This is a genomic window from Cellulomonas jepli (genome assembly GCF_047229345.1).
GTDB lineage: Bacteria > Actinomycetota > Actinomycetes > Actinomycetales > Cellulomonadaceae > Cellulomonas_A.
This window is the reverse complement of record NZ_JBFTER010000078.1, coordinates 1-23,418: the sequence shown is the minus strand read 5'-3', so window position 1 is coordinate 23,418 and position 23,418 is coordinate 1. Positions and strand designations below refer to the sequence as shown.

Genomic DNA, 23,418 nt, shown 5'->3' with positions numbered 1-23,418 from the left:
GCCCCGGGGCGTGGCGTCGGCGCGGCACGGGACGCCCGGACCACCACCGCGGCCACCCCGGCCATCGGGCTCGAGGCGGTCGAGTCGGCGGCGCGCGCGCAGGAGCTCGCGGGCGGCTCGTGGGTCCCGGGCACCGCCCGGACCCGGACGGCCGCGCGCTGGTTCCCCACCTTCACCCGCGCGGTGCGCGCCGTCGGTCGGCCCCGCACCGCGCGGGGGCCCGCCCCGCACCGCGCGCAGTGGACGCCGGCCAACCTCGCGCGGGTCCCCCGCAGCTGGCGCCGGCGCCTCGTCGCGGCGGTCGCGTGGCTCGTCGTCGTGGTGTGCGCGACGGCGTACGCGGTGTCGCTGCTCGTGCCGCTGTGGTTCCAGCTCCACGACCAGCGCGTCCTCATCGTGACGTCCGGCTCGATGTCCGGGACCGCCGCGGGCGGCTTCGACGCGGGCGACGCGGTCATCATGCGCCGCATCACCGACCCGTCCCAGCTGCGCGTCGGTCAGGTCGTGTCGTTCTGGCCGCCGGGCTCCGACGCGCTCGTGACGCACCGCATCGTCGCGCTGCACTACCTGCCGGTGCTGCGCCAGGACGAGGCGACGGGCCGCATGCTCCCGACGCGCGACCCGGTCACGGGCGAGCTCGTCGAGCGCCCGTTCATCGTGACGAAGGGCGACGCGAACCCGGCGCCCGACCCCGACGCGACCCCGCTCTCCCGCGTGCGCGGCGTGGTGCTCGACGTGTACCCGGGCTGGGGGTGGGTGCTCGCGTGGGCCCGCTCCGCCGAGGGCCGGTTCGCGATGCTCGTGCCGCCGCTCGTCGCGCTCGCCGTCATGGAGGTCCAGTCGCTGCTCGACAGCCGGCGGGCCCCGCGCCCGCCGCGGCACCGAGGGAGGGCGCAGGATGACCTCCTCCTCGGCTGACCCGGGCCCCGCGACGGTCGGACGCCGGACCACCGACGTCACGCCTCGCCCCGGCGACGCCGTCGACGCCCGCGGCCGGGTGCTGCGCCTCGTCGCCGCGGCGCTCGTCGCGGCCGGGGCGCTGCTCGGCGCGTCGGCGACCGCGCCCGGCTCCACCTCCGCGGTCTTCACCGACACCGAGACCGTGGTCACGACCGTCCGGACGGTCCCCGACTTCGACGCCCCGCGCACCCCGCCGGCGCCGGTCCTCACCGCGACGCCCACCGCCACCCCGACCGCCACGACGGCGCCCGCGCCGGCCTCGTCCCGGGACGACCTCGGGGAGCATCGCGAGCAGCCCCGAGCGCCGCGCGAGGGCCGCGGCCGCTGACCCCGGTCGCGTCCGGCACGCGCCAGCCACCGCAGCCACGGTCGTCGCCGCGGCGTCACGCGCCCCGGGCTACGCCGCGGCGTCGTCCCGTCGCACGGCGAGCACCGTCACGTCGTCCGCCCGGCTGCGCCCCTGCGCGTCCGCGAGCCGGAGGACCGCGTCGACCGCTCCCTGCGCCGACGTGACGCCGCGCAGCGCGTCGTGCACCGCGGGGAACGAGTCGGCGCTGTTCCGGAAGCGCTCGACGAGCCCGTCGCTGAACGTCACGAGCACGTCGCCGGGCGCGAGGTGGAGCGTGCGCTCCGCGGTCTCGGGCACGGGCAGGACGCCGAGCGGCAGGCCCGACGCCCTCAGCCGGGTGCTCGTGCCGTCGGGGTGCACGACGAGCGTCAGGCCGTGGCCCGCGTCGGCGTAGGTCAGGTCGCCCGTGGCCTGGTCGAGGTGCGCGTGGAAGCTCGTCGCGAGGAAGCCGGTCGCGTGCAGGTCGGTGTGCAGCACCGCGCCCGCGTCACCGAGCGCCTGCGCGACGCCCGCCTGACGGGACGCCACCCGCAGCACCGCGCGCACCGAGGCCGCCATGATGCTCGCGGCCGGCCCGGTGCCGAGCACGTCGACGATGCTCAGCGTCAGCCCGGCGGGCGTCGGCGACCAGTCGAAGAAGTCCCCGCCCACGCCCGCCGCGACGCACGCGCCGGCGACGCCGTACCCGGGGACGTGCGGCGCCCTGCCCGGCAGGAGCCCGGCCTGGACCTCGGACGCGCGCTCGAGCTCCTGCTCGGCGGCCATCTGCGCCTCGACCCAGTGCGCGAGGTCGCGCAGCAGCGCCTCCTGCTCGGGCCCGAACTCGCGCGGCCGGACGTCGACGAGGCACAGCGCGCCGACCCGGTGCCCGCCGGGTGCCATGAGCGGCTGCCCCGCGTAGAACCGGACGTGCTCCTCGCCGGCGACGCGCGGGAGGTCGGCGAACCGGGGGTCCTGCGTCGCGTCGGGGACCACGAGCATGCGGTCCTCGGCGACGGTCGTCGAGCAGAACGTCTGCTCCCGGGGCAGCACCCCGCCGGGGTCACCGGCCTTGTGGACGGTCCGGGTGCGGTCGACGAGGGTCACGAGCGCCGTCGGGACCTCGAAGAGCCGCCGCGCGAGCCGGACGACGTCGTCGAAGCGCCGGTCCGGCCCGGAGTCGAGCACCCCCAGCCGGTGCAGCGCTTCCACCCGCTCAGCCTCGCTCGCGTGCACCCGAACCCCCGCATCCCCGTAGGCAGACCACCGGCTCCCCCATCGGCAGGTGCGCGCGGGACGTGAGGATCTCGGGGACCGGTCAGCCCACCACCGGGCTGCGGCGCTCGAGCAGGACGACGTCGCGCCAGACGCCGTCGCGCCGCCCGATGCGCTCGCGGACGCCGACGACCCGGAACCCGTGCCGCTCGTGCAGCGCGAGCGAGGCGTCGTTCTCGCGGAACACCCCCGACTGCACGGTCCAGATCCCCGCGGCCTCGGTGCTCGCCACGACCGCGCGCACGAGAGCCCCGCCGACGCCCCGCCCGTGCGCCCGCGCGGCCACGTAGACCGACAGCTCGACGACCCCCGCGTACGCGGCGCGGCTGCTCACCGGGGCGACCGCCGCCCAGCCGAGCACGACGCCGCCCTCGTCGAGCACGACGAACCGGTGCTCCGCGGCGTGCCGGGCGTCCCACTCGTCCCACGTGGGGACGCGGGTCTCGAACGTCGCGTTCCCCGCGCGCACGCCCTCGTCGAACACGTCGAGCACACCGCGCGCGTGCTCGGGGGTCATGGGCAGCACGCGGACGGCGGGGGGCACGGCTCCGCGGGCGGCGGACGCGCTGCCGGGGGCGGTCGACGAGGGGTCGTGCGGCACAGCGCTCGGCGTCAGGCCGCGTCGGACGGCGTCACGCGCAGGTCGTCGAGCAGGTACAGGAACGCGCGCGCGTACGGGTTGTCACCGACCTCGCGGCGCACGACCTCCCAGTCGATCTGCTCGCGCAGCGCCCGCGCGACGGGCAGGAGCCGCGAGAAGTCGCAGTAGTGCTCGCCGAGCACGCGCAGCTTGCTCGAGAGCACGTCCGTCGCGCTCAGCACCGGCATGCGCACCGCGAGGACCTCGATGCGGTCGGCCCGCTCGAACAGCCCGTCGTCGACCGGCTCGCCCGTCATCCGGTACAGGACGTCGATGAGCTCACCCTTGTGGAACGCCTTGAACAGCCAGTCCTCAGCGGGCTCGAGCACGTCGAGGCCCGCCTCCTCGAGAGCCGCGCGCGCGACGTCGACGTCCTCCTCGCGGATCAGGAAGTCGGCGTCGTGATCGGGCTCGGGGGCGCCACGGGCCCAGGCGGCGTACCCGCCGCACAGGGCGTACGGGATGTCGGCCTGGCCGAGGGCCACGGCAGCGAGCCGCAGTCCGTCGTGCATCGCCTCGCGATCGTCGATGGGCATGCCACGGGTCTACACGACCGCGTGCGGGCCTGCAGTGCGAGGGCAACAATCGGTGCGATGCGACTCGCGACCTTCAACATCCTGCACGGGAGGTCGCTCACGGACGGCGAGGTGGACCTCGACCGGTTCGGGGCGGCCGTCGCCCGGCTCGACGCGGACGTGCTCGCGCTGCAGGAGGTGGACCGCGACCAGCCGCGCTCGCACGGCGCGGACCTCACGGCCGTCGCGGCCGAGGCGATGGGCGCACCGGAGCACCGGTTCGTCGCGACGCTCGCCGGCACGCCGGACCTGTGGTCGGCCGCGGACGGCGAGCTGCAGCCGAACACCGCGAGCTACGGCATCGCGCTGCTGAGCCGGCACCCGGTCCTGTCGTGGCACGCGCTCGCGCTCCCGGCGCTCACGCGCAAGGTCCCGGTCGTGTTCCCGGGGCAGCGGGTGCCCTCGATGGTGCAGGACGAGCCGCGCGCCGCGCTGGCGGCGGTGATCGAGGTGCCCGGGGAGGACGGCGGGCGTCCCGTCGCCATGACGGTCGTCTCGACGCACCTGAGCTTCATCCCCGGCTGGAACTCCCGCCAGCTCCGGCACCTGGTGCGCGACCTGCGCGGCGTCCCTCGCCCGGTCGTGCTCATGGGCGACCTCAACCTCGAGGGCGACCGGGCGGCGCGCGTGAGCCGGTGGAGGCCGCTGACCAGCACCAACACGTTCCCGCTCGAGAACCCGAACCGTCAGCTCGACCACGTGCTCGCCGACGGGCCCATCGAGCCCACCGCGCTCGGCCGGGCGCTCGACACCGGCCTCTCGGACCACCGCGCCCTGGTCGTCGACGTGGCGCTCGCGAACGAGCCCGACCACAGCGCGCACGCGAGCCGGCACCTGTGAGCCGAGGGCGCTCGCGGTCGACGACCAGCCGGGAGCGGCCGCGGTGCCGGGTCAGGACGGGGTGCGCGCCGACAGCAGCGTGAAGGAGACGAGCTCGCCGCCGTCGGCCTCCAGCATCGTCAGCACCGGGTCGGTGGTCGTGGCGACGCCGTCCGCCCGCTCCACCCCCGGCCGCAGCGCGGCGACCGCGCGCTGCCACCGCAGCCAGTCGTCCCAGCCGCCGTCCTGCAGGCGCGCGACGACGTCGGTGACGAGCCCGGTCACCTCCCAGTGGAACCTCCACCACTCCGGGGTGTGCCACGCGAGCGCCTCCCACCCGACGCACGCGTCCACGTGGGCCGGGACGGTACCGAGGTCGCGCACCTCCCGGCGCAGCGCGGGCGTGGCGACGCCCAGCCGGCCGCCGGGCACGAGCAGGCGCGTGAGGTGCGGCAGGTAGTGCTCGGACGTGCCGAAGTACTCGAACGCGTCCACGCACACGACCGCGTCGAAGCTGGCGGGCTCGAACGGCAGGGCGTGCGCCTCGGCGCGCACCGCCCGGACCCGGTCGCCGACCCCGGCCTCGTCGAGCACGGCCGTCACGTCCGCCGGGTCGATCCACAGGTCCGCCGCGACGACCTCGACGCCGAGCTCGCGCGCGAGGAAGACCGACGTCGCGCCGCGGCCCGAGCCGAGGTCGAGCACACGCATGCCGGGACGCAGGTCGAGGTCGCGGCACAGGTCCTCGAGCAGCCAGAGCGGGTTCGGGCCCATGTCGAGCGCGACGAGCCATGCGGGGTCGTACGCCGACGAGAGCGGGTAGCGGTCGGGGCGCACGAGCGCGGCGAGGGCGTCGGCGGCGGTCTGCGGGTGGCTCACGGGCGACAAGCAACCACCGGCGCGGACCGGTCGGCAACCGGACTGCCGCCCGGCCGGGCGTGCCCGCGCCCCTACTCCGTCGACTCCGCCTCGAGCTGCTCGGCCTGCGCGAGGCGGACGCCGTGGCTGCGCGGCGGGGCCTTGATGCCGACCACCATGTCGACGATCTCGATGTACTGGGCCTTCGCGCCCATGCGGAACTCGGTCGCGGCGGCGTGGATCTGCTCGAGGGTGTCGGCCTCGACGATCGTCACCTGGTCGTACTTGGTCGTGAGCCCGCTGGTCACCACGTGGGTCAGCAGGTCGGAGAACTTCTCGAGGCTGTCCGCGTGGCTCTTGGACACCTCGTGGATCCCCTTGCGACCGAGCGCGAAGTACTCGGGGCTGATCTTCATGAACAGGAATCCGATGTACTTGTTCTTCGCTGCGAGCCGGTGCATCGCGGCCTCCCCGGGTCGGTGGAGGGCGGCTTCCCCCGTCGCCCACGCTGCTCGCGGGCGTCCGGGTCGGCAAGGACCGGGCGGCGTACCCGTTCGCGCACGCGGAGGCGCCGATCGGGCACCTCGTCGGCCGCGGCTCAGCCGGTCCCCGCGCGCACCAGTCCCGTCTCGTAGGCGAGCACCACGGCCTGCACCCGGTCGCGCACCGCGAGCTTCGCGAGGATGCGCCCGACGTGCGTCTTGACCGTGGCCTCGGAGAGGAACAGGCGCTCGGCGATCTCGGCGTTGGAGTCCCCGTCGGCGACGCAGCGGAGCACCTCGATCTCGCGCGGGGTGAGCTCCGCGAGGCGGGGGTGCGGTGCGTCGGCGGCGTCCCCGGGCTCGGGCATCCGGTCGGCGAACATCTCGAGCATGCGGCGCGTGACGCGCGGGGACACGACGGCGTCACCCGACGCGATCGTCCGCACGGCGGTCACGAGGTCGGACGGGGCGGCGTCCTTGAGCAGGAACCCGCTCGCCCCGGCCCGCAGCGCCGCGAACGCGTACTCGTCGAGGTCGAACGTCGTGAGGATGAGCACGCGCACGTCCGGGTGCGCCTCCACGATGCTCCGGGTGGCGTCGATGCCGTTGACGCGCGGCATCCGCACGTCCATGACGACGACCTCGGGGCGCAGCGGCCCCACCTGCTCGAACGCCGCCCGCCCGTCGCCGGCCTCGCCCACGACCTCGATGTCGCCCGCGCTCTCGAGCACGAGCCGGAAGCCCATGCGCACGAGCGCCTGGTCGTCCACCAGCAGGACCCTCGTCATGCGTCTCCCTCGTCCGACGGCAGCAGCGCGCGCACGCGCCAGCCCCGACCGTACGGCCCGGCCTCGACGTGCCCGCCGAACGCCGCCACGCGCTCGCGCATCCCGACGAGCCCGCGCTGCGAGCCGGGGCTCGCGTCGACCGGCAGGGTCGGGCCTCCGTCGGTCACGAGGACCTCGACCGCCCCGGCGTCGTGGCGCACCGCGACGTCGACGCCCGGGGTGCCGGGGGCGTGGCGCAGCACGTTCGTGAGCGCCTCCTGGACGACCCGGTAGACCGCGAGCTGGCGGTTCGCGTCGAGCTCGGTGAGCCCGGTGTCCGCGAGGCCCGCGGTGCGGACGGGCAGGCCCGCGGACCGGAACCGCTCGACGAGCGTGCCGAGGTCGACGCTGCCGGGTTGCGGCTCGAACGGCGTCGCGTCCGCCCCGCGTCCAGGCGCGAGGTCGCCCGTGCGCGTGCCGCCGGCGGGGAGGTCGTCGCTGCGCGGACCGCCGGCGCCCGGGTGCGCGGTCGGCGCGTCTCCGGGGCGTCCGTCGCCGGGAGCGGCGTCGTCCGCGGGCTGCGCCGCCGCGAGGGCGGGGGTGCCGTCGTCGTGCAGGACGCCCAGCACGCGCCGGACGTCCCCGAGCGCGGCCCGGCCGGTCGCGACGAGCTCGTCGAGGGCCTCGCGCGAGCGGTCCGGCGCCCAGTCGACCGCCGCACGCGCACCGCCACCGAGGGCGATCATCACCGAGATGCTGTGCGCGACGACGTCGTGCATCTCGCGGGCGATGCGGGCGCGCTCGGCGGCCTGGACGAGCCGGGCGCGCTGCTCCTGGTCGCGCGCGAGGGCGTTCGCCTGCTCGACGAACGCGGCGAGGTGCAGGCGCTGGTTGCGCACGCCGGTGCCGGCGGCGACCGCGAGCAGGGCGAGCACGAGCACGGGGGCCGCGGTCTGGTACCAGACCGCGCTCTGCAGGAACAGCCCCGCCCGCGCGTCCCGGGTCGCCGCCTCGAGGTCGGTCCCGATCGCGGGGTCGACGCCGAGCGCGATCGCGCCGATCGTCGCCGGGAGCTCCAGGACGCGCGCCGCGACGAGGCAGGCGGTGACCGTCGCGGCGGTGATGACCCACGCGGTGCGGGGCGACGACGAGGTGGCGACCGCGTACAGCGCGAGGGCGAGGCCGAGCTCGAAGCCGGACGTCGCCCCCGTCACCGCGAGCGCCAGGATGCCCAGGACCCCCATGAGCACGGCGACCAGCACGGGCCGGCGACGCCGCCAGATCAGCGCCGCGGCACCCAGGTTCATCAGCACGAGGAGCGCGGTCTGCATCTGCAGGACGCGCTCGCCGCCGAGGTAGGCGGACAGCGCGTACATGGAGTCGGCGCCGAGCCCGATGAGCGCGGACCAGGCCAGGAAGACCAGCGCGACCAGCACGTCGGTGACGACGGGGCGCCGCGCGAGGAACCGGCGCACGGGCCCGCGGCGGCGGGCGGACTGCACGGTGAACACCGGGGCCGTCGTCGCTCGCGCCGCACGCGTTCCACCCTGGCTGCCGCCTGCCTCCACCGGAGCACTCTCCCAGGTCGGTCCGGGCGCCGCAGCGAGGCGGCGGGTGACGTCGGTCGGCGCCGCGGGGCGACCGACGGCACCGGGCGCCGCGGCGGGGCGGGCAGCCACCGGGCCGCCCGCCCCTGCGGCGAGGTCCACGCTCACGCGTCGCGCCGGCGCAGCAGCACCCCGGCGACGACGAGCACCACGGCGACCCACGCGAGGAGCACGCCGTAGCCCTGCCACGGCGTCAGGTCCGTGGTGCTCGACACGGTGATGACCGAGCCGACCTCGTCGGCACCCAGCAGGCGGCTGCCCGCGCTGGCCGGGAGGTGCGCGGCGAGCGTCTGGATCGGAGTCCACGGGATCGACGCCAGCGCGTTCTCGACGACGAGCAGCAGGCCCAGGACCGCGGCGATGCCCGCGGCGGAGCTGCGCAGGATCGCGCCGATGCCGAACGCGAGCGCCGTCACGGCGCCGAGGTACAGCGGGACGCCGAGCAGGATCCGCAGGTCCTGGCCGCGCGTGAGGTCGACCGACATGCCGGTGGTCCCGAACCACGGGGCGCTGGCGGCCCAGGCGGCGAGGACCGCGACCAGGGAGGCCGCCATGACGGCCAGCACGGTCACGAGCAGCTTCGCGGCCAGCGCGGGGACCCGGGTGGGCGCCGCGGCGAGCGTCGAGCGGATCTGCCCGGTGCCGTACTCGCCGGCGACCGACAGCACCCCGAGCGTGCAGAACACGAGCTGGGCGAGCGCCACCCCGGACGTGACGTAGACGGCCCCCACGAGGTACGGGCTGCCGACCGCCTCCGGCACCGCGGAGATGCTCGACATGCGCGAGGCCGCGAAGGCGGGGATGACGAGCGCGCCGAGCACGAGCGTCCACCAGGTCGAGCGCAGCGAGCGGAGCTTGACCCACTCGGCGGCGACGAGCCGGGGGAAGGCCGACGGGTGCACGGTCACGCGCCGGCGGCTGGGTGCGGCGGCGCCGGGGGCGACGAGGGCGGTCATCGGTGGGCTCCTGAGGTGGGTCGGGCGGGCCGGGTCGGTCCGGCGATGACGGTCGCGTCGGGGGCGTCGGGGGCGTCGGCCGAGGTCGAGCGGTACTCGACCTCGGAGGCGGTGAGCTGCATGTAGGCGTCCTCGAGCGAGCTCTGGACGGGCGTGAGCTCGTGCAGGACGAGGCCCGCGTGGGCCGCGACGGCGGCGACCCGCGGTGCGGGCAGGCCGGTGACCTCGAGGAGGTCGTGCGCGACGGACGTGACCTCGGCACCGGGCTGGCGCGCGAGCACGGTCTCGAGCTCCGCGGCGGACGGCGTCCGCACCCGGACGGTCGTCGACGTGGCGCGGGCGACGATCTCCTGGACGGGCGCGTCGGCGATGAGCCGACCCCGTCCGACGACGACCAGGTGGTCGGCGGTCAGCGCCATCTCGCTCATCAGGTGCGAGGACAGGAAGACCGTCCGGCCCTCGGCGGCCAGCCCGCGCAGCAGGTGACGCACCCACAGCACACCCTCGGGGTCGAGGCCGTTGACGGGCTCGTCGAGGATGAGCGTCTGCGGGTCGCCAAGCAGCGCGGAGGCGATGCCGAGCCGCTGACCCATGCCGAGCGAGAACGTCCCCGCACGCTTCCTCGCCACGGACGCCAGGCCCGTCGCCTCGATCACCTCGTCGACGCGCCGCGCGTCGATGCCGTGCGTCGTGGCCTGCGCGAGCAGGTGGCTGCGGGCGGACCGGCCGGTGTGCACGGCCTTCGCCTCGAGCAGCGTGCCGACCTCGCCGAGCGGCGCACGGTGCCGCGCGTAGGGCTTGCCGTTGACGGTCACGGTCCCCGCGGTGGGCCGGTCGAGGCCCACGATCATGCGCATCGTCGTGGACTTGCCGGCGCCGTTGGGTCCGAGGAACCCGGTCACCCGGCCCGGCTGGACCGTGAAGGTCAGGCCGTCGACGGCGGTCTTGTCCCCGTACCTCTTGGTGAGCCCTGTGGCCTCGATCATGTGTCCTCCTGCGTTCGGTGTGCTTCGAACGTAGGAGCGGGCGCCGGGCGCCGGGACGCCCGCCAGGACCAGATCGGGTGCGCCCGGAGGTACGCCGCGAGGATGACGGCGTACCCCGTCAGGCTGCGCGCCGGCGGGTACGACGAGGGGTGGCGCCGTACCCGACGCCACCCCTCGACCTCACCGGCGCGAGCCGGCCGTGCGGTGCTACTGCTGCGGCGCGAGCCGGAAGCCGGCGGCCGCGTCGGCGCCCTCGGCGTCGAGCTGCTGGTCCGCGAGCGCGTCGGTCGTCTCCGCGGAGACGTAGACGGTCGCGCCGCCCGCAGTCACGACGTCGTCCCCGGGGGTGGGGGCCGCGACGAGCGCGAGCTCGAGCGAGCCGGCGCGCTCCGTGGACTCCGCGATGCGCAGCCCTCCGGTGTCGGGGAGGCCCGCCTGGGTGGTGAGGTCCTCGACGGCGCTGCGGGCGTTCTCGGTCAGGGTGAGCACAGGTGCGCTCCTCTCGTTGCCGGTGAGGACGCCGGTCGCGGGTCCCTGCGGACCCCCGTCCGGCGCCTTCGGTCCGTTCCACCGTCCCCAACCGGGCCGCGCCCCGCAACCTCGGTGTCCACGCAGCGAGACCGTGGCGGTCGCCGGCGCGGGGTCCGCACCGGTCGCCGCGCAGCGGCGGCGACCGCCGCGGCCCGTCACCAGGTGAGCTCGATCTCCAGCTCGTTCCCGTCGTCACCGAGCTCCACCTCGACGGTCAGGTCCACCTCGTCGGGCACGCGGACGGTGACCCGCTTGCCCGAGCGCTCGAACTCGACGGAGTTGTTCCGCGCGATCGAGTCGGCCAGCGCACGCAGGCGCGCGGCGGCGTCCTCGCGGCGCAGGTGCTCGGTCCGGTCCAGGTCGAAGAGGTCCATGTCGTCTCCCAGTCTCGTCGGCACCCTCGACGGTAGGTCGGGCCCGGCGCCCGGGGGCTCGTCCTGTCCGGGTGACCTCGGGCCGCCGCCGGGCGGTGCGCCTGGCGAGATCAGGCGAGCGGGCGCCGGACGCCGCCGGCTGCCGCCTCCGGGGTCGGCGTGGACCCCGGCTCCGCGTCGGTCGGCTCGGGCGCGGGCTCCGCGGTCGGTGCCGTCAGCGCCGTGAGCGCCGCCTCGAACGCGCTCACCGTCGCCGCGTCGACGGCGCCCGTGGGCGGCACGCCGAGGTCTGTCTGGAGCGCGACGAGCGCGTCGGTGAGCGCGTCGGACGCCTGACCGTCCACCGGCCCGTCCCAGTAGCCGGCGAGCGCCAGCGTCTGCTGGAGTGCGGCGGTCGCGGTGACCTCCTGCTGGGCGGCGGCGCCGCCCGCGGCGGCGAGCTGCGACTCGAGCGCCGCCTCGGTCGCGCGGTCCACGGTTCCCGTCTGCGGCAGGCCGGCGGCCTGCTGCAGCGCCTCCACCGCCGCGACCGTCTCCGGGCCGTAGACCCCGTCGACCTCGCCCTCGAGGTAGCCCGCGGCCGCGAGCGCGCCCTGCAGCGCCAGCGTGTAGTCGCGTGCGGCGGCGACGGCTCGGGCCTGCTCCTCGTCGGACAGGCAGCCGGACTGCGCGACGACCTGGAGCCAGGACATCTCGAGCGCCACGGCCGCGGCGTTGAACTGCTCGGCGGCCTGCGTCAGCGGCGTCTCGTCGGTGAGGCCCGTGCGGGCCGCCTCGAAGTCGCTCTCCGCCTGCTCGACGCGCGCGACGGTGGCGGCGGGCACCGCCGCGGTCGCCGTCGCGGTCGGGACGGCGGCGTCCGGCGGGTCCTGGCCGGCGGCGACGGCCTGCGCGTCCGCGAGCTCGGCCTGCGCGGTGGCGAGGTCCGTCTGCGCGGTCGCCACCGCGTCGCGCGCCTCGCCGGCCGCCTCGGCGGCGTCGGCGGTCTGCTCCTGGGGCTGCGCGAGCTCCGCGCCGGCGGTGGTGACGTCGCCGACCGTCGGGGCGGTGTCGTGCAGGACGTCGCCGTAGCGGTCCAGGGCCGTCACGTAGGTCGCGGCCTGCGTGCAGAACTCCTCGTCGGCCGCCGCGGCGTCGGCCTGGGCCTCGACGAGCGCCTCCTCGCGCTGGGTCACCTCGGCCTGCGCCTGCTCGACGGGCGTCTGCTCCTCCGCGCTGCACGCGGACGTCACCAGCGCCGCAGCGGCGACCAGCGCCGCGGCGGACGTCGCGCGTCGCCACACCGGCCGGGACCGGCGACCGGACCGGGCCTGCGCCCTCGTCCCGGGCGACGCCTCCGACATCTCGACCTCCTCGGCAGGGTGCGCCCGGCCGGTACGTCGGGCGACGCCCAGCCTGGGCGGCCACCGCGACCGGGAGCCTCCCCCGCCAGGGGTGAACGTCGGTCGGGCGGCCGCGTGCGTGCCCGGCCGCCGCCACCCCGGCCCGCACGACCCCCGGTGCCGCCTCGGCTGCAGACGACCCGAGGCGACGAGACGAGCACGAGGCCCCGATGAGACTCTCGCCATGAACCGTTTACAACGTTGACCGAAAGTTCTCGACTTCGTATGTTAGCGGTCACATGCGACGACCCGGGCGCTCGCAGGATCGAGCACCGCCCGGCGCGGACGTCTGCGACACCGAGGTCGTGGACGCCGACCGGACGCCGCCGCGGCGCGTCCCCGACGAGCAGGAGCTCCCATGACCGGCAGCCCCCCCCGCACGCCCACCGACCGGCGCCCGGCTCCGCCCGGGCCCCGGCGCCGCCTCGCCGCCGCCGCCGCGACCGCCGCGCTCGCCGCCGGCGTGCTGCTCACGATCGCCCCGACCGCGCAGGCCGCCGCGCCGACGCTCGTGGGCATGCAGTCGGGCCGGTGCCTCGAGGTGCGCGACAACAGCACGACCGCCGGCGCCGCGACCCAGATCTGGGACTGCAACGGGGTCGCCGGCCAGGGCTGGACGCTGACGTCCGCGGGCGAGCTCCGCACGCACGACGGGACGCGCTGCCTCGACGCCCTCGAGTGGGGCACGACGGCCGGGACCGCGCTCATCTCCTGGACGTGCACCGGGAGCGCCAACCAGACGTTCGCCCGGGGCGCGAACGGCTCGCTCGTGCACCAGCGCTCGGGCCTGTGCGTCGACGTGACCGGGGGGCGCACCGCCAACGGCACGCCCGTCGCGCTGTGGACGTGCAACGGGCGGACCAACCAGCAGTGGACCGCGGGCGCCACCACGCCGACCCCCGTCCCGACCGGCGGCACCGGCACCCCGCCCGCCACGTACCCCGGGCCGGGCGCCGTCACCGGGAGCATCGGCGCGCACGACCCCACGGTCGTCAAGCGCCCCGACGGCACCTACCTCGTCGCCACGACCGGGCGGGGCGTCCCCCTGAAGACGTCACGCGACCGCACGTCCTGGTCCGCCGCCGGGTCGGCCTTCCCGGGCGGCACGCCGTGGACCGCGCAGCACACCACGGGCGACGTGTGGGCCCCCGACCTGACCTACCGCGACGGCCGGTACTGGCTGTACTACTCGGCGTCGTCGTTCGGGACGAGCAGCTCCGGCATCTACCTCGCGACGAGCCCGAACGGCGACGCCGGGACGTGGACCAACCGTGGCCTCGTCGTCAGCACGACCGCCTCGAGCGGCTACAACGCGATCGACCCCGACATCGTGGTGGATGCGCAGGGCCGGGTGTGGATGAGCTTCGGGTCGTTCTGGTCGGGCATCAAGCTCATCGAGATCGACCCCGCGACGGGCCTGCGGTCCGGCACCGCGATGCACTCGATCGCGTCGCGCAGCGCCGGCATCGAGGCGCCCGACATCATCCACCGCGGCGGGTACTACTACCAGTTCGTGTCGTTCGACGCGTGCTGCAAGGGCGCCCAGAGCACGTACCGGGTCGCGGTCGGCCGCTCGACGTCGATCACCGGGCCGTACGTCGACCGGAACGGCACGCGGATGACGAGCGGCGGCGGCACGGAGGTGCTCGCGGGCCGCGGGTCGATCCACGGACCGGGCCACTCCGCGGTCCTCGCCGACACCGACGGGGACGTGCTCTTCTACCACTACTACACCGACTCGGGGGCGCCCCAGCTCGGGATCAACCTGCTCGGCTGGGACGCCGCGGGCTGGCCGTACGTGCACTGACGGAACCCCGGAGACGTCGACGGGCGGCAGCCACCCGGCTGCCGCCCGTCCGACGAGGGTGCGCACCGGCAGACGCCTCACGGCGCGGGGCCGCTCGTGGCGGCGATGGTTGAGCCCGGGGGTCATGAACCGGTGCGCACCTGTCCCAACAGACGCAGCCCCGCCGGTGTTCCCGGCGCCAGGAGACTGGGCGTCCGACCAGTTCAGGGGGACCAACCGGCCCGCACCGGGAGGAACCCGGCGCCGCGCGGGCCGCCGCGTGGGACTGGTCGCGCAGCACGCCGATCCGCTGGTTACCGTCGGCGCATGGGGGGAGCACAGCACAGCGCGACCGGGCAGGTCGCGGAAGACGAGCGCGTGGCCGCCGTCCGCCGCCTCGGCGTGCTCGACACGGAGCCGGAGGAGCGCTTCGACCGGGTCGCGCGCCTCGCGCAGCAGCTCTTCCACGTGCCCAACGCGATGGTCTCGCTCGTCGACGCCGACCGCCTCTTCTACAAGGCGCACATCGGCACGGACGTCCAGCAGATCCCGCGCCGGCACTCGTTCTGCTCGATGGCGATCGCCGAGCCCGCGACGTTCGTCGTCGAGGACGCGTCCGCCGACCCGCGCTACAGCGCGAACCCGTACGTCGCGGGAGACCCGCGCCTGCGGTTCTACGCCGGGCAGCCGCTCGTCGCGCCCGGCGGCCACCGCGTCGGGACCCTGTGCGTCGCGGACGACCGGCCCCGGGAGTTCTCGGCGGCCGACCGCGCGCTGCTGGGGGACCTCGCCCGGTGGGTCGAGAAGGAGCTCATCGTCGAGGCCGAGCTCGAGCGCGCCGCGTCGGTGCAGGCCGGGCTGCTGCCCGCCGCTCCCCCGGTGCTCGACGGCTACGAGCTCGCGGGGGCGTGCCTGCCCGCGCGCGCGGTCGGCGGCGACTTCTACGACTGGGACGTCGTCCCCGGGGGCGTCACGCTGACGATCGCGGACGTCATGGGCAAGGGCATGGGCGCGGCGATCCTCGCGGCGACCGTCCGGGCGGTGCTGCGGGCGAGCGGCCGGGCACGCGGGGTCGACGGGGCGCTCGCGGACACCCAGGCCGCCGTCGAGCCCGACCTGATGGACACCGGGAGCTTCGTGACCGCGTTCCACGCGCGCCTCGACACCGCGGCGCACGAGCTGTCCTACGTCGACGCCGGTCACGGGCTGAGCGTCGTGCTCACCGCCGACGGCCACGTGCGGCGGCTCACCTCGACCGGCCCGCCGCTCGGCATCCCCGAGTACGTCGGCGAGCGGCTCGTCACGCGCCTGACCCTCGCCGCGGGCGACCTCCTCGTGACGTTCAGCGACGGGGTGCTCGACGTGCTCGACGGCACGCTCGCGTCGGTCGACCGGGTCGCCGACGCGGTCCGCGGGGCGACGTCGGCGCAGGACGCCGTGGACCGCGTCCTGGCCCTCGCCCCCGCGGGCGTCGACCGGCCCGACGACCTCACGGTGCTCGCGCTCCGCCGCTCCGGTGCGGTTCCCGACGCGCACGGCCACGCGGCGCGCGACGGGCGGGCCGGCGCATGAGGCGCCAGCTCGCGCTGCGCGTCGCGGTGCTGCTCGCCGTCACGCTCGGCCTCAACTACACGGTCTGGCGCTGGCTCGAGTCGGTGAACTGGTCGGCGTGGTGGATCGCCGTCCCGCTCGTGATCGCGGAGACCTACAGCTTCATCGACGTCACGTTCTTCGGGATGACGATGTGGCGCGCCAAGGACCGGGAGGCCCCTCCCCCGCCGCCCGAGGGCGCGACGGCCGACGTGTTCATCACGACGTACGACGAGCCGGTCGAGATGGTCATGACGACCGCGCTGGCCGCCCGGGACATCCGCTACCCGCACCAGACGTACGTGCTCGACGACGGCGCCCGGCCCGAGCTGCGGGCCGCCGCCGACGCCGCGGGGATCGGCTACATCGTGCGCACCGCCGACTGGGCCGACCGGCCGCGGCACGCCAAGGCCGGCAACCTCAACAACGCGATGCTCACGACCGACGGCGAGTTCATCCTCATCCTCGACGCCGACCAGATCCCGGCGCCCGAGATCCTCGACCGGACGCTCGGGTACTTCACCGACGACCGCGTCGCGCTCGTGCAGACCCCGCAGTACTTCACGAACGTGCCCGACGCCGACCCGCTCGGCAGCCAGGCCCCGCTCTTCTACGGCCCCATCCAGCAGGGCAAGGACGGCTGGAACGCCGCGTTCTTCTGCGGGTCGAACGCGGTGCTGCGGCGCGACGCCCTCATGCAGCTCGGGCTCGTCGGCTACGTCCGGGAGACGGAGCGGACGGTGCGGGAGGCGCTCAGGGCCGGCGCGACGGTGCTCGCGCGCAGCCGCCGGCGGGAGAGCGACCCGCGCGTGCTCGCGGCGCTCGACGAGGTCGAGCGGGCCGTCCGCGACGCCCAGCGGCGGCTGCACGCCCAGGACCCCATCTCGGAGGTCACGTTCGAGTTCCAGCGCCGGGTCGGCGAGGTGTCCGCGTCGATGGTCACGGCGGACGTCGACGCGATGCGCGCGGACCTCGCCGCGATCTCGGCGATGAGCACCGGGCGCCACGTCGAGGAGACCACGCTCACGGTCGACGACGCGGCGCTGCGCCGGCTCTCGTCGCGCGAGTGGTCCCCGCTCGGGGCGATCGAGTCGGTGCGCGCGCTCGTCGCCGCCGTCGACGTCGACCGCTCCGACGAGGCCCAGGCCGTGATGCCGGTCGCGACCGTCTCGGTGACCGAGGACATGGCGACCGCGATGCGCCTGCACGCGCTCGGTTGGCGCACGGTCTACCACCACGAGCGCCTCGCGGACGGGCTCGCGCCCGAGGACCTCGGCACGATGATCACGCAGCGGCTCCGGTGGGCCCAGGGCACGCTCCAGGTGATGCTCAAGGAGAGCCCGCTGACGATGCGCGGGCTGCGGTGGAGCCAGCGGGTCATGTACTTCTCCACGATGTGGAGCTACCTGTCGGGCTTCGCCGCGGTCGTCTACCTCGCGGCGCCGATCATCTTCCTGTGCTTCGGCGTCCTGCCGGTGACCGCGTGGACCGTCGACTTCTTCGCGCGGTTCATCCCGTTCCAGCTCGCGAGCCAGCTGCTGTTCGTCGTCGCCGCGCACGGCGTCAAGACGTGGCGCGGGCAGCAGTACTCGCTCGCGCTGTTCCCCGTGTGGATCAAGGCGACGGTGACCGCGACCGCGAACGTCTGGTTCGGCCGGCCGCTCGGGTTCGCCGTGACCCCCAAGGTCCGCCAGGACGGCGGCGGGTCGTGGCGGCTCGTCCTGCCGCAGCTGATCGCGATGGGCGCGCTCGTGGTCGCCGCGCTGATCGGCCTCGTCCGCTTCGGGCTCGGCTACGCCCCGTGGATGGGCACGTTCGTGAACCTCGCGTGGGTCGCCTACGACCTCGTGGTGCTCAGCGTCATCGTGGAGGCGCTGCGCTACCGCGGCTACACCGGTGGCGGGACCAGCGGCTCCAGCAGCGGCTCCAGCAGCAGCTCCAGCAGCAAGGAAGGGCAGTGACGCGCATGCAGCTCGACAGGGACGTCCGACCCGACGGGATCGCGGTGCTCCGGCCGCGCGGCCGGCTCACGATGGTCGCCGCGAGCGACCTCAAGGCCGTGGTCGACGACGTGGTCGCCCAGGGTCACACCGTCGTGGTGGTGGACCTGCACGACACCGAGTTCATGGACTCGTCGGGGCTCGGTGCCCTCGTCGGGGGCCTGCGCTCGGCCCGCGCGGCCGGGGGGGACCTGCGCATCGCGCGGCCGTCCACGCAGGTCCGCACGGTGCTCGAGCTCACCACGATGGACCGGGTGCTGCGGCCGCACGCGAGCGTCGAGGACGCCGTCGGTGCCGGCTGACCGACCGGTCGAGACACGGGTCGACCACTGCGTCCTGCCCGGCTGCGTCGAGCGCGTCCACCACGCGCTCGCGGGGTTGTGGGAGCAGGCGCCCGAGGTCCCCGACCTCGACCGGATGATGTTCGAGACCGCGGTGATCGAGGTCACCGCCAACGTGATCGAGCACGCCGAGCGCGGCGACGACTTCGACGCGCACGTGGTGCTGCGCGTCGAGGACGGCGCGCTCGTCGGCGAGCTGACCGACACGGGCGCGTTCGTCGACGTCGACCTCGACGTCGACCTCCCCGAGGACGACCTCGCGACCAACGGCCGCGGCATCCCCCTCGCGCGCCGCGCGGTGCACGAGATCTCCTACCGGCGCGGCGAGGGGCGCAACCACTGGCGCCTCGTGCGGCACTGGCAGGGTTGAGCCAGGACCGCGGGGAGGGGACCCGGCGTCGCCGGGGAGCCGCGGAGGGGGGAACCACGTGCAGCTGCCGTACACCTACCGCGTGACGCAGTACGACCCGCGCGACTGGGACGCCGCGGGCCGCTACTCGGGCGACGTCGCGTGGACGAGCGACGAGGGCCCGGTCGAGGCCGCGCACGTCGAGGCGGTCGCGTGGTTCCTCGAGGAGCTCGGCGTGACGCACCTCGAGGTCCGGGACCCGATGAGCGAGGGCCTCGACCCCGACGAGGCGCCGCTGCCCCCCGAGCACCCGCTCGCGGGGCTGTTCGGGCGCCGGCTCGAGGGCTACCACGACGGGGCGCTCGTCGACGTGGCCGGGGTCCAGGTGCTCGTGCGCGTGATGCTGCGCCGCGCCGGGGCGTGGTGCCGGCTCGAGGCCCCGGGCGCGTTCGTGCACGTCTGGTACGAGTCCGTCTACCTCGGTGCCGCCGAGCCGTGCCCGCGCTCCCTGACGCGGGCGCTGGCTGCCGGGCTCGACTGCGAGGAGGTCGCGCAGTCACCCAACGACCCGGCCCCCACCGACGTCTCCCCGTGGGAGGACCGCCGCGCGGTCGATGCCGCGTTCTGGGCCGAGGTCGACGCGCTGCTCGAGGCGTACGGCGCGGTCATGGTCGAGGAGTGGGGGCCGTGGCCGCGCTGGCACCGGCTCACCAGCGAGCACCCGCGCGTGGGGCTGCGACCGCGGGCGCACGTGTTCGTGTGGCCGGACCTGCCCGACGGCGTCGGCTCGGTGCTGGCCTCGCCGCCGGCGCCCGAGCGCGTCGAGAGCCTCGTGTGGGTCGCCGCCGACGGGCGCGCGCGCCAGCGCTGGGTCGAGGGCGACGCGCCGCCGGACCTGCGGACGCTCCTCGCGGGTGCGACGCGGGCGGCCTGGCGCGGGCGGACGAACGACCCGCCGCTGCTCGAGGCGTGGCTGCCCGACGCCGACGGGGTCATCCGGACGCGGCTGGACTCCTGACTCAGGCGGCGGTGACCGCTCCCTGCGCCGGGCTCGAGTGCTCGGCCACGAGCGCGAACACCTGCGGCCCGTCGAGCGTCTCGTCGAGCAGCAGGGCGTCGGCGACGGCCTCGAGCAGCGCGGGGTGCTCGGCGAGCAGCGTGGTCGCGGCGGCGTGCGCCTCCTGGAGCAGCGCGTCGACGTGCGCGTGCGCGCGGGCGGCGACCTCTCCCCCGACCCGGAGCGTGTCGGCGTCGACCTGCGCGTAGCCGAAGCCGGTCATGCCGTACTGCGTGACCATCGACGTCGCGAGGCTCGTCGCGCTCTGCAGGTCGCCCGAGGCGCCCTGCGTGAACTCGCCGTCGAGCAGCCGCTCCTCGGCGGCCCGCCCGGCCATCGCGACGACGAGCTGCGCGAGGGCCTTCTTGCGCGGCAGGAAGATGTCGTCGCTGCCGCTCATCCACGTGACGCCGCCCGCGGGCCCGCGCGGGACGATCGTGACGGACACCGGGTCGTCGGCGTCGGGCAGGAGCGCCGCGGCGATCGTGTGGCCGGCCTCGTGCCACGCGGTGACGCGGCGGTCGAACTCGGTGACCAGCGCGGACGTGCGCGCCCGGCCGAGCGCGACCGTGGCGATCGCGGCCTGGAAGCAGGCGGCGTCCACGAGCGGCTGACCCCGCCGGGCGGCCTCCATGCTGGCCTCGTTGACGACCTGCGCGAGGTCGGCGCCGGACATGCCGGGCGTCTGCCGGGCGACCTGGACGAGGTCGACGTCGGCCGCGAGCGGGCGCGTGCGGCCGTGCACCTCGAGGATCAGCGTCCGCCCGCGCCGGTCGGGGTTCGGGACGTGGACCTCGCGGTCGAGGCGGCCCGGGCGGGTCAGCGCGGCGTCGAGGATGTCGGCACGGTTCGTGGCCGCGAGCACGACGATCTGCGAGCTGCCGAACCCGTCCATCTCGTTGAGCAGGGAGATCAGGGTGTTCTCCCGCTCGCCGTCGTTGCCGTTGCTGCCCGTGCCGCTGCGCGCGCGCCCGACGGCGTCGATCTCGTCGATGAAGATGATCGCGCGCTCGGCCTTGCGGGCCTCGGCGAACAGGTCGCGCACGCGCCGCGCACCGACGCCCACGTACGTCTCGACGAAGTCGGAGCCCGCGAGCGCGAAGAACGGGACGCCGGCCTCCCCGGCGACGGCGCGCGCGAGCAGCGTCTTGCCGGTCCCGGGCGGGCCGACGAGCAGCGCACCGCGCGGCCGGGTCGCACCGACCGCCGCGAAGCGTGCGGGGTCGCGCAGGAGCTGGACCATCTCGCGGAGCTGGTCGACGGCCTCGTCGGCGCCCGCGACGTCGGCGAACGTGACCGTGGGGACCTCGCCGGACGTGAGCGCCTTCTTCTTGGTCGCGCCCAGCACGCCCGGGTTGAGGACGCGCACGAGCAGGAACAGCAGGCCGAGCACGAGCACGACGGGGAAGACGCGCAGCGCGGCCTCCGCGACGGGGCCCTGGTGCGTACCGTCGACGGTCTCGAGGGCGACGTCCGCGTCGACGAGGGTCTGCGTGAGCTCGTCGCCGTAGCCGGCCGGGAAGCGGGTCCGTGTCGCGTCGCCCCCGGCCAGGTCGAGCGTGACCGTGCTCGTGCCGTCGTCGAGGGTCGCCGTCGTGACGTCGCCCGTGGCGATGCTCGCGAGCGCGGCGGTCAGCGGCACGTCGCGCGGCGCGTCCGCGGAGCCGGCGGACGACGCGGCGACCGCGGCCCCGGCGCCCCCGAGCACGAGCACCCCGGCCGTCACGGCGAGCACGGTCCGGCTGCGGGTCCAGCGGCGCAGCGCCGAGAGCAGCGGGCGGTCGTCGTCGGGCCCCGCGCCGCGGCTGCCGGTCGCGCGCGGGCTGGTCGGGCGGGCTGCCTGGTCCGCGGTGCTCGAGGCGGCCGCGGTGCTCGAGGCGGCCGCGGCACCCTCGGGCGCGGTCGTCGCGGGTGCCGCGGTCCCGGGTGCCGCGCCGGTGGCTGCGGGGGTGGCGGCTGCTGCGGGGATGCGCTCGTCGGGCGTCATTCCCCTGTCATCGGCGCGGGCGACGGCCTCCTGAGAGGACGTTCGTCCGAGGGGTGAGATCGGCGCGGTTCACCCGCTCCGCACGGCCGCCCCGGTGGCGCGCCGCGGCCGATCGTGCAGGTCGGGGCGCCGACGCACCGACAGCGACCCGACGGCCACCCGGGAGCCACCCGGCGGGCAGCCGGCCGGACCACCGTCCGGGTGACACGCCCGGTCGCCGGTCCGCTGCGCCGCCCGGGCGACCGCGAACCGCCCCGATCCGCCCACCGCTGGGCCACCCGTGTGTGATCCACGTCACAACGCCTCATCCCTCAGTCACCCGGATGCCCCGCCGATTGCTCCGGTTGAGTCGCCCGCACCACCGGGCGGCGAGGGTCGTGACCGGGGGGAACCGAGCGCGACGCACCGCACTCGCAGACAGGCACCTCCGTGAAGAAGACACCCTCGTCCCGCGCCCACCGCATCGCCGCCCTCGCCGCGACGCCCGTCGCGATCCTCGCCGCGGGAACCCTCGTGTGGCAGTCGTCGAACGCCGCGTTCACCGCGACGACGCGCTCCTCGGGCAACGCGTGGAGCAGCGGCTCCGTCGTGCTGACCGACGACGACAACGGCGTCGCCGGCTTCACCGTCGAGAACCTCGTCCCCGGCCAGACCGGCTCGCGCTGCCTCGTCGTGACGTCCGGCGCGAACGTGCCCGGGCAGGTGCGCACGTACGTGTCGAGCCTGGCTCCGTCGGCGCAGGGCCTCGAGAACCACATCGTGTTCGACGTCGAGCAGGGCACGGGCGGCTCGTTCAACGACTGCACCGGCTTCGTCCCGACCCCCGACAACCAGCCCGCCGCCCCGATCGCGACGCTGGCCCAGGTCAACAAGGACTACGCCACGGGCGGCTCGGCCTGGAACACCGCCGGCACGCCGGGCGAGAGCCGGACCTACCGCGGCACGTGGAAGTTCGACACCACGGGCCTCACCCAGCAGCAGATCGACGCCCTGCAGGGCGCGCGCGTGAGCATGGACATGGTCTGGGAGCTCCAGAGCAACGACACCCCGGCCGGCTGAGCACCCGCACCCGGAACCCCGTGACCACGGCCACGACCACCCGCCGCAGCCGAGCGCTCACCCCGCCCGGCTGGGGCTGGCTGGTCGTGGCCACGGTCGCGCGCAGCTACCTCGTGCTGCTCGCCGCGCTCGCCGCGGTCGCGTTCGTCCCCGGCATGCTCGGCTGGCACACCACGGTCGTGCAGACCGGCTCGATGATGCCCACGATCAACCCCGGCGACGTCGTCCTGACGACCACCCTGCCCGACGACCAGCCGGTCCCCGTCGGGGCGGTCGTGCAGTACGACAGCCCCGCCGAGGCCGAGCCGAGCGGTGTCGCGAAGATCCGCCTGCACCGCGTCGTCGGCGCGAACGAGGACGGCACGTTCGTCACCGCCGGCGACGCGAACGCCGAGCCCGACAGCACCCCGATCACCCGGGACGAGATCATCGGCCAGGGCCGTCTGCTCGCCCCGTACATCGGGCTGCCGAGCCTGTGGGTCACGCACCGCGACGTCCCGGCCCTCGCGACCTGGCTCGCGGTGACGGCGCTCGCGATCGGTCTCGCCTCGCGCCGCACAGCGACCCGCGACGAGGACGACGACACCGGCGCCGGCGCCCCGCCCGCCCGCGGCGCGCACGCCCCCCACCCGGCCCAGTCGCTTATAAACATCTGACGCAGCCCACGAAAATCGGGGGGGGGGGGTGGGGGGGGGGGGGGGGGGGTGGG

At 75.7% G+C, this 23,418-nt stretch carries 24 protein-coding genes; 11 read left to right on the top strand and 13 right to left on the bottom strand.

What is annotated here, in order from left to right; translation table 11 throughout:
- Window positions 1-918: signal peptidase I (locus AB6N24_RS16570; RefSeq protein WP_412870485.1), on the top strand; the 918-nt coding region annotated here is incomplete at its 5' end.
- Window positions 899-1,288: a hypothetical protein gene (locus AB6N24_RS16565; protein ID WP_412870484.1), complete on the top strand. Its 390-nt coding sequence runs from the start codon at window positions 899-901 to the stop codon at window positions 1,286-1,288. The genes AB6N24_RS16570 and AB6N24_RS16565, both read left to right, overlap by 20 nt.
- A gap of 69 nt (window positions 1,289-1,357) precedes the next feature.
- On the opposite strand, the gene AB6N24_RS16560 is transcribed toward AB6N24_RS16565, so the two are convergent.
- The 3 genes from AB6N24_RS16560 to AB6N24_RS16550 form a co-directional block, all read right to left on the bottom strand.
- Complete coding sequence (locus AB6N24_RS16560) at window positions 1,358-2,500, bottom strand: PP2C family protein-serine/threonine phosphatase (protein ID WP_412870483.1); 1,143 nt, start codon at window positions 2,498-2,500, stop codon at window positions 1,358-1,360.
- A 106-nt stretch (window positions 2,501-2,606) separates the two neighbouring features.
- Window positions 2,607-3,080 (bottom strand): GNAT family N-acetyltransferase, encoded by a 474-nt coding sequence (locus AB6N24_RS16555; protein ID WP_412870482.1) that lies wholly within the window; start codon window positions 3,078-3,080, stop codon window positions 2,607-2,609.
- A 95-nt stretch (window positions 3,081-3,175) separates the two neighbouring features.
- Window positions 3,176-3,739 (bottom strand): nucleotidyltransferase family protein, encoded by a 564-nt coding sequence (locus tag AB6N24_RS16550; protein ID WP_412870481.1) that lies wholly within the window; start codon window positions 3,737-3,739, stop codon window positions 3,176-3,178.
- A gap of 57 nt (window positions 3,740-3,796) precedes the next feature.
- Between AB6N24_RS16550 and AB6N24_RS16545 the strand changes: the two genes are divergently transcribed.
- Window positions 3,797-4,618 (top strand): endonuclease/exonuclease/phosphatase family protein, encoded by an 822-nt coding sequence (locus tag AB6N24_RS16545; RefSeq protein WP_412870480.1) that lies wholly within the window; start codon window positions 3,797-3,799, stop codon window positions 4,616-4,618.
- Between the two features lie 51 nt (window positions 4,619-4,669).
- Here AB6N24_RS16545 and AB6N24_RS16540 read toward each other — a convergent pair whose 3' ends face one another.
- From AB6N24_RS16540 to AB6N24_RS16500, 9 genes are all read right to left on the bottom strand, one after another.
- Window positions 4,670-5,476 carry an SAM-dependent methyltransferase gene (locus tag AB6N24_RS16540; RefSeq protein WP_412870479.1) on the bottom strand — a complete coding sequence of 269 codons (807 nt, stop codon included), beginning with the start codon at window positions 5,474-5,476 and terminating at the stop codon, window positions 4,670-4,672.
- A 71-nt stretch (window positions 5,477-5,547) separates the two neighbouring features.
- A complete protein-coding gene (locus AB6N24_RS16535; RefSeq protein ID WP_141372230.1) occupies window positions 5,548-5,916 on the bottom strand; it encodes a hypothetical protein in 369 nt (122 codons plus the stop codon).
- Between the two features lie 137 nt (window positions 5,917-6,053).
- Window positions 6,054-6,725 carry a response regulator transcription factor gene (locus AB6N24_RS16530; RefSeq protein WP_412870478.1) on the bottom strand — a complete coding sequence of 224 codons (672 nt, stop codon included), beginning with the start codon at window positions 6,723-6,725 and terminating at the stop codon, window positions 6,054-6,056.
- Complete coding sequence (locus AB6N24_RS16525) at window positions 6,722-8,215, bottom strand: sensor histidine kinase (protein ID WP_412870477.1); 1,494 nt, start codon at window positions 8,213-8,215, stop codon at window positions 6,722-6,724. The genes AB6N24_RS16530 and AB6N24_RS16525 overlap by 4 nt, the downstream gene beginning before the upstream one ends.
- 200 nt (window positions 8,216-8,415) lie before the next feature.
- Window positions 8,416-9,267, bottom strand: coding sequence for an ABC transporter permease (locus AB6N24_RS16520; protein WP_412870476.1), 852 nt, complete (start codon window positions 9,265-9,267; stop codon window positions 8,416-8,418).
- A complete protein-coding gene (locus AB6N24_RS16515; protein WP_412870475.1) occupies window positions 9,264-10,253 on the bottom strand; it encodes an ABC transporter ATP-binding protein in 990 nt (329 codons plus the stop codon). Before AB6N24_RS16515 ends, AB6N24_RS16520 begins: the two co-directional genes overlap by 4 nt.
- 207 nt (window positions 10,254-10,460) lie before the next feature.
- The gene (locus AB6N24_RS16510) at window positions 10,461-10,742 is read right to left on the bottom strand and encodes an adhesin (protein ID WP_412870474.1); all 282 of its coding nucleotides are present in this window, start codon (window positions 10,740-10,742) and stop codon (window positions 10,461-10,463) included.
- 197 nt (window positions 10,743-10,939) lie between these two features.
- On the bottom strand, window positions 10,940-11,158 hold the full coding sequence (locus tag AB6N24_RS16505; protein WP_412870473.1) for an amphi-Trp domain-containing protein: 219 nt from the start codon (window positions 11,156-11,158) through the stop codon (window positions 10,940-10,942).
- Between the two features lie 110 nt (window positions 11,159-11,268).
- On the bottom strand, window positions 11,269-12,501 hold the full coding sequence (locus tag AB6N24_RS16500) for a peptidoglycan-binding domain-containing protein (RefSeq protein ID WP_412870472.1): 1,233 nt from the start codon (window positions 12,499-12,501) through the stop codon (window positions 11,269-11,271).
- 397 nt (window positions 12,502-12,898) lie between these two features.
- Here AB6N24_RS16500 and AB6N24_RS16495 point away from each other — a divergent pair, with 397 nt between their 5' ends.
- The 6 genes from AB6N24_RS16495 to AB6N24_RS16470 all read left to right on the top strand — a co-directional run bounded on the left by AB6N24_RS16495 (window position 12,899) and on the right by AB6N24_RS16470 (window position 19,624).
- Window positions 12,899-14,347: a family 43 glycosylhydrolase gene (locus AB6N24_RS16495; RefSeq protein WP_412870471.1), complete on the top strand. Its 1,449-nt coding sequence runs from the start codon at window positions 12,899-12,901 to the stop codon at window positions 14,345-14,347.
- A 306-nt stretch (window positions 14,348-14,653) separates the two neighbouring features.
- A complete protein-coding gene (locus AB6N24_RS16490) occupies window positions 14,654-15,898 on the top strand; it encodes a PP2C family protein-serine/threonine phosphatase (RefSeq protein WP_412870470.1) in 1,245 nt (414 codons plus the stop codon).
- Window positions 15,895-17,877 (top strand): glycosyltransferase family 2 protein, encoded by a 1,983-nt coding sequence (locus AB6N24_RS16485; RefSeq protein ID WP_412870469.1) that lies wholly within the window; start codon window positions 15,895-15,897, stop codon window positions 17,875-17,877. The genes AB6N24_RS16490 and AB6N24_RS16485 overlap by 4 nt, the downstream gene beginning before the upstream one ends.
- A gap of 5 nt (window positions 17,878-17,882) precedes the next feature.
- Window positions 17,883-18,218, top strand: coding sequence for an STAS domain-containing protein (locus tag AB6N24_RS16480; protein ID WP_412870486.1), 336 nt, complete (start codon window positions 17,883-17,885; stop codon window positions 18,216-18,218).
- Window positions 18,208-18,627: an ATP-binding protein gene (locus tag AB6N24_RS16475; RefSeq protein WP_412870468.1), complete on the top strand. Its 420-nt coding sequence runs from the start codon at window positions 18,208-18,210 to the stop codon at window positions 18,625-18,627. The genes AB6N24_RS16480 and AB6N24_RS16475 overlap by 11 nt, the downstream gene beginning before the upstream one ends.
- A 58-nt stretch (window positions 18,628-18,685) precedes the next feature.
- The gene (locus tag AB6N24_RS16470) at window positions 18,686-19,624 is read left to right on the top strand and encodes a hypothetical protein (RefSeq protein ID WP_412870467.1); all 939 of its coding nucleotides are present in this window, start codon (window positions 18,686-18,688) and stop codon (window positions 19,622-19,624) included.
- A gap of 1 nt (window position 19,625) precedes the next feature.
- Here the strand turns inward: AB6N24_RS16470 and AB6N24_RS16465 are convergent, their stop codons facing one another.
- Window positions 19,626-21,650 carry an ATP-dependent metallopeptidase FtsH/Yme1/Tma family protein gene (locus AB6N24_RS16465; RefSeq protein WP_412870466.1) on the bottom strand — a complete coding sequence of 675 codons (2,025 nt, stop codon included), beginning with the start codon at window positions 21,648-21,650 and terminating at the stop codon, window positions 19,626-19,628.
- A gap of 429 nt (window positions 21,651-22,079) precedes the next feature.
- Between AB6N24_RS16465 and AB6N24_RS16460 the strand changes: the two genes are divergently transcribed.
- Together AB6N24_RS16460 and AB6N24_RS16455 are read left to right on the top strand one after the other, a co-directional pair.
- Complete coding sequence (locus AB6N24_RS16460) at window positions 22,080-22,709, top strand: hypothetical protein (protein ID WP_412870465.1); 630 nt, start codon at window positions 22,080-22,082, stop codon at window positions 22,707-22,709.
- A gap of 20 nt (window positions 22,710-22,729) precedes the next feature.
- Window positions 22,730-23,365 carry a signal peptidase I gene (locus tag AB6N24_RS16455; RefSeq protein WP_412870464.1) on the top strand — a complete coding sequence of 212 codons (636 nt, stop codon included), beginning with the start codon at window positions 22,730-22,732 and terminating at the stop codon, window positions 23,363-23,365.
- The last annotated feature ends 53 nt before the right edge of the window (window positions 23,366-23,418 follow it).

Bases quoted from the DNA above. Each gene is read 5' to 3' on its own strand.
- AB6N24_RS16565 (WP_412870484.1), top strand. From the start codon at position 899: ATGACCTCCTCCTCGGCTGACCCGGGCCCCGCGACGGTCGGACGCCGG.
- AB6N24_RS16555 (WP_412870482.1), bottom strand. From the start codon at position 3,080: ATGACCCCCGAGCACGCGCGCGGTGTGCTCGACGTGTTCGACGAGGGC.
- AB6N24_RS16550 (WP_412870481.1), bottom strand. From the start codon at position 3,739: ATGCCCATCGACGATCGCGAGGCGATGCACGACGGACTGCGGCTCGCT.
- AB6N24_RS16545 (WP_412870480.1), top strand. From the start codon at position 3,797: ATGCGACTCGCGACCTTCAACATCCTGCACGGGAGGTCGCTCACGGAC.
- AB6N24_RS16535 (WP_141372230.1), bottom strand. From the start codon at position 5,916: ATGCACCGGCTCGCAGCGAAGAACAAGTACATCGGATTCCTGTTCATG.
- AB6N24_RS16530 (WP_412870478.1), bottom strand. From the start codon at position 6,725: ATGACGAGGGTCCTGCTGGTGGACGACCAGGCGCTCGTGCGCATGGGC.
- AB6N24_RS16520 (WP_412870476.1), bottom strand. From the start codon at position 9,267: ATGACCGCCCTCGTCGCCCCCGGCGCCGCCGCACCCAGCCGCCGGCGC.
- AB6N24_RS16515 (WP_412870475.1), bottom strand. From the start codon at position 10,253: ATGATCGAGGCCACAGGGCTCACCAAGAGGTACGGGGACAAGACCGCC.
- AB6N24_RS16505 (WP_412870473.1), bottom strand. From the start codon at position 11,158: ATGGACCTCTTCGACCTGGACCGGACCGAGCACCTGCGCCGCGAGGAC.
- AB6N24_RS16500 (WP_412870472.1), bottom strand. From the start codon at position 12,501: ATGTCGGAGGCGTCGCCCGGGACGAGGGCGCAGGCCCGGTCCGGTCGC.
- AB6N24_RS16495 (WP_412870471.1), top strand. From the start codon at position 12,899: ATGACCGGCAGCCCCCCCCGCACGCCCACCGACCGGCGCCCGGCTCCG.
- AB6N24_RS16490 (WP_412870470.1), top strand. From the start codon at position 14,654: ATGGGGGGAGCACAGCACAGCGCGACCGGGCAGGTCGCGGAAGACGAG.
- AB6N24_RS16485 (WP_412870469.1), top strand. From the start codon at position 15,895: ATGAGGCGCCAGCTCGCGCTGCGCGTCGCGGTGCTGCTCGCCGTCACG.
- AB6N24_RS16480 (WP_412870486.1), top strand. From the start codon at position 17,883: ATGCAGCTCGACAGGGACGTCCGACCCGACGGGATCGCGGTGCTCCGG.
- AB6N24_RS16465 (WP_412870466.1), bottom strand. From the start codon at position 21,650: ATGACGCCCGACGAGCGCATCCCCGCAGCAGCCGCCACCCCCGCAGCC.